This is a genomic window from Caballeronia sp. NCF2, from assembly GCF_023631205.1.
GTDB lineage: Bacteria > Pseudomonadota > Gammaproteobacteria > Burkholderiales > Burkholderiaceae > Caballeronia > Caballeronia zhejiangensis.
Genome location: NZ_JALQDN010000044.1, coordinates 1 through 3,944 on the forward strand (window position 1 = coordinate 1; position 3,944 = coordinate 3,944).

Here is a 3,944-nt window from a genome sequence, read left to right on the forward strand (position 1 = left end):
TTGCCGACGGTGCACAGCGCGGTATTGCCCGCCGTCACGCCCGACAGCGCGACGGATTTCTTCGGCTTGAATGCGCCGGTTGCGGGTGCTTCGGTCGATGCCTGATCGGTCATTGTCTCTAGTCTCCTTTGCACGCTCGCGATGCGGCGTTATTTGTCTTGTCGAGATGATGAGTTGAAAAACGGCGCGCATTCGTCGGGCAGCGTCTGGCCGGTCGCGTGCGCGCGGCGCAGCACGGACCAGTAATAGCGATAACTCGCGCGATCGTGCAGCGTATCGCCATGCCGCGTCGGGCCCCACTGTGCGCGCTGTGCCGCAAGCAGAATCTGCGCCGCGAGCGCGATTTCATCGGCGCGCGGCGAGAAGGCCTCGACGATCGGCCTGATCTGATCCGGATGGATGCTCCACATGCGCGTATAGCCGAACGCGTTGCGCGCGCGTGCCGCATCGTTCGCGACGACGCTCATGTTGCGCACTTCCGTCGATACGTTGTGCGACGGCACCTTGCCGTGCGCGTGACACGCGGCCGCGATCTCCAGCTTCGCGCGCCGCACGAGCGGATGATCGAACTGGCCGGGCGAGCGCATCGCGGCATCGGGAATGGCGCCGTTGTGCGCCGAGACGAAGTCCATCAGACCGAAGCTCAGCGATTCGACGCCCGGCAGCTCGGCCAGTTCGAACGCTTGCGCTAGCGCGCCGTGCGTCTCGATCAGCAGATGGCAGGGAATCGGTTGCTCGATGCCGAACTCGCGTCGCGTTGCTTCGATGAACGCGACCATTTCGGTGGCATCGGCGGCGCTGCGGATTTTCGGCAGCATGATGAACGCGGGCGCTTTCTTCGCGCGACGCAGGATGATGCGAACGTCGTCGCGCCACGCACGATGATCGAAGTCGTGGATGCGCACGCCCACGCGCCCGAAGCGGTCGTCCTCGCCACCGACGAACGACGCAACCATTTCCGCATGTTCGGCCTCGTGACCGACTTGCGCCCCGTCTTCGCAATCGAGCGTGATGTCGAACACCGGACCGAGTTGCGCCTGCAGCGCCAGGGATTTGCGGATCAGCTTCTCGCTGCCGGCGTAATGATCACAGGGCGGAAGCACGGCGGGTTGCGCTTCGCCGTCAAACAGCACTTCGGCGGGAGTGAGAGCAGGCATCGTCGGCGTCGGGTCCGATTGGAAGTTGGGAAATTCCATCTTGCTCGATGATTCGAACACGCTCGATGTTTTTCAAGCGCGTTCGAATCATGCACGAACGCCGCGTAGCGTTCGCGCAGACGGGAAGCCTTTGCAGACTCCCCCTTGAACGACGTACTTACTTGCCCAGCAGATGCGAAACGCCGTCGCGCTCTTCGAGCAGCTCGTTCAGCGTGCCGTCCATCTTCTCGCGCGAGAACGCGTCGATTTCGAGGCCTTCGACGCGCTTGTACTCGCCGTTTTCGCACGTTACGGGCACGCCGTAGATGATGTCTTCCGGAATGCCGTACGAGCCGTCCGACGGAATGCCCATCGTGACCCACTTGCCGTTCGTGCCGAGCACCCAGTCACGCACGTGATCGATCGCAGCATTCGCCGCCGATGCCGCCGACGACAGCCCGCGCGCTTCGATGATCGCCGCGCCGCGCTTGCCGACGGTCGGGATGAACGTGTTGCGGTTCCACTCGTCGTCGTTGATGAGCTTCGTCAGGCTCTCGCCTTCCGCCGTTGCGAAACGGAAGTCCGGGTACATCGTCGGCGAGTGGTTGCCCCACACGGCGAGCTTTTCGATCGACGCGACCGGCTTGCCCGACTTGGCCGCCAGTTGCGACAGCGCGCGGTTGTGGTCCAGACGCAGCATGGCGGTGAAGTTCTTCTTCGGCAGATCCGGCGCCGACTTCATCGCGATGTAAGCGTTCGTGTTCGCCGGGTTGCCGACGACCAGCACCTTCACGTCGCGGCTCGCGACATCGTTCAGCGCCTTGCCCTGAACCGTGAAGATCTCGGCGTTCGCCGACAGCAGGTCCTTGCGCTCCATGCCCTTCGAACGCGGACGTGCACCGACCAGCAACGCGACGTCGGCGTCCTTGAACGCGACCTTGGGGTCGTCCGTGACGACCACGCCCGCGAGCAGCGGGAATGCGCAATCTTCCAGCTCCATCACGACGCCCTTCACGGCGGCTTGCGCTTGCGGCAGATCGAGCAACTGAAGAATCACGGGCTGGTCTTTGCCGAGCAGATCGCCATTGGCGATGCGGAACAGCAGCGAGTAGCCGATTTGACCTGCGGCGCCGGTTACGGCAACGCGCTTTGCGGACTTAGCCATTGAGAACTCTCCTGGACGGTGCGTGGAACGCTAGGGAAAAACGCCATTTTATGCGCGTTACGCAAAGCGTTGATGAAGACATGCCGGCCATGCCGTGCCCAAACGCTTCGAAGCTCGACCGAGCGTTCGCGCCCGTGCCGTGCATCGGCGTTACGGCTTGACCGTCATGCCATGAATCCTTCTCTTCGAGCGAGAGGCGTGCGGAGTGTTCTGGAAGGACGCGGTGATTTCGCTTGGGTCTGACGGCAACGCGCCCATACGAGACGGCGCTTGACGTTGCGAGGCGAGGGGCAGGCAGCGGCGCGCGAATCGAGTGGCCGATCGGCGTGAGGCGAAAGCGAAAGGGCGTGCCTGGCGGTATGTTGCACGCTGCGCCGGATGCCGTGTTCAGAGCGTACTCGAGGCGAAAAGGGCCATGATAAAACGCGCTGAGCGGCGGTTCCCGTGCTTTCGCAACGACCCGCAAACCCTTGCTCGACAAGGAGTGTAGGAGCCGTCCGAGGTAAAGTCAACACTATCTTATGTCTTATATAAGACATAGGAATCTTCGGGAAAAGTCTGGACGCACGGCGGGCCTTGTGTTGAAATGCGCGGCATGAATTCCAACCCGGCGAGCACGACGACCCCCAACGGCACTGCACCGGCGGCTGAGGCCGCGAGCACGCCGTCGCCGACGTTCAGCCCGCTGTATCAGCAAATCAAGGCGCTCATCACGCAAGGACTCGAGTCCGGCGAATGGAAGCCTGGCGAAATCATCCCGAGCGAGGTCGAGCTGGCCGCGCGCTACAAGGTGAGCCAGGGCACCGTCCGCAAGGCGATCGATGAACTCGCCGCCGACAATCTTCTCGTTCGACGTCAGGGCAAAGGCACGTTCGTTGCGACGCACAACGAAGACCGCGTGCAGTTCCGCTTCCTGCGCCTTCTGCCCGACGATGGCGACGTCCATCCTCACGTAAGCCGTCTGCTCGAATGCAGGCGCCTGCGCGCGCCGGCGGAGATCGCGCGCCAACTGGATTTGAAGCCTGCCGACCCCGTCGTTCTCATCAAGCGCTTGTTGCAGTTCGATGGCGTGACAACCGTGTTCGACGAAATCTGGCTGCCGGGCGCGGTGTTTCGCGGACTCACGGCCGAGCGTCTCGCCGAGTACAAGGGTCCGCTCTACGCGATGTTCGAGACGGAGTTTGGCACGCGCATGATCCGCGCGACCGAGAAGATCCGCGCCGTCGCCGCCGATGAAACCGTCGCGCAGTTCCTCGATGTGGCGCAGGGATTTCCGCTGTTATCGGTCGAGCGCGTGTCCTATACCTATGGCGACCGGCCTGTCGAAGTGCGTCGCGGATGGTACGTCACGACCGGCTATTTTTATCAGAACGACTTGAGTTGATCGAGTGAAGAACGGGCCGCGAGCACTGGCTGAGTGCTCGCGGAACACGCACGTTAGCAGGCCCATTCTCGCGCATGGAGCAACGGTCTTTTAGAGGACTTCTCGCTGCAGCGCGATATAAAAAGGCGCTAAAATCGCGGATTAGTGTGTTAACAAGTTGGGGTCTAGCATGGCAGAAGCCGTAAAAAAACCAAGGCCGGAATACCGGAACATCGGGATCGGTCAGATCGCGAAGTATCGCTTGCCGCTGGCGGGCAAG

The 3,944-nt window shown here is 62.3% G+C and carries 3 protein-coding genes and 1 pseudogene; 2 read left to right on the plus strand and 2 right to left on the minus strand.

The annotated features are described in order from the left end of the window. Window positions 1–149: 149 nt before the first annotated feature. Complete coding sequence (locus NCS02_RS14665; protein WP_250502715.1) at window positions 150–1,157, minus strand: HpcH/HpaI aldolase/citrate lyase family protein; 1,008 nt, start codon at window positions 1,155–1,157, stop codon at window positions 150–152. A gap of 157 nt (window positions 1,158–1,314) precedes the next feature. Further along, entirely contained in the window at window positions 1,315–2,301 is a 987-nt protein-coding gene (locus NCS02_RS14670) for a malate dehydrogenase (RefSeq protein ID WP_008354061.1), read from the minus strand. A gap of 586 nt (window positions 2,302–2,887) precedes the next feature. Between NCS02_RS14670 and NCS02_RS14675 the strand changes: the two genes are divergently transcribed. Beyond that, window positions 2,888–3,685 carry a GntR family transcriptional regulator gene (locus tag NCS02_RS14675; protein ID WP_033536962.1) on the plus strand — a complete coding sequence of 266 codons (798 nt, stop codon included), beginning with the start codon at window positions 2,888–2,890 and terminating at the stop codon, window positions 3,683–3,685. A gap of 169 nt (window positions 3,686–3,854) precedes the next feature. Next, window positions 3,855–3,944 (plus strand): annotated as a pseudogene (locus tag NCS02_RS14680) (succinate dehydrogenase, cytochrome b556 subunit); the annotation flags it as partial.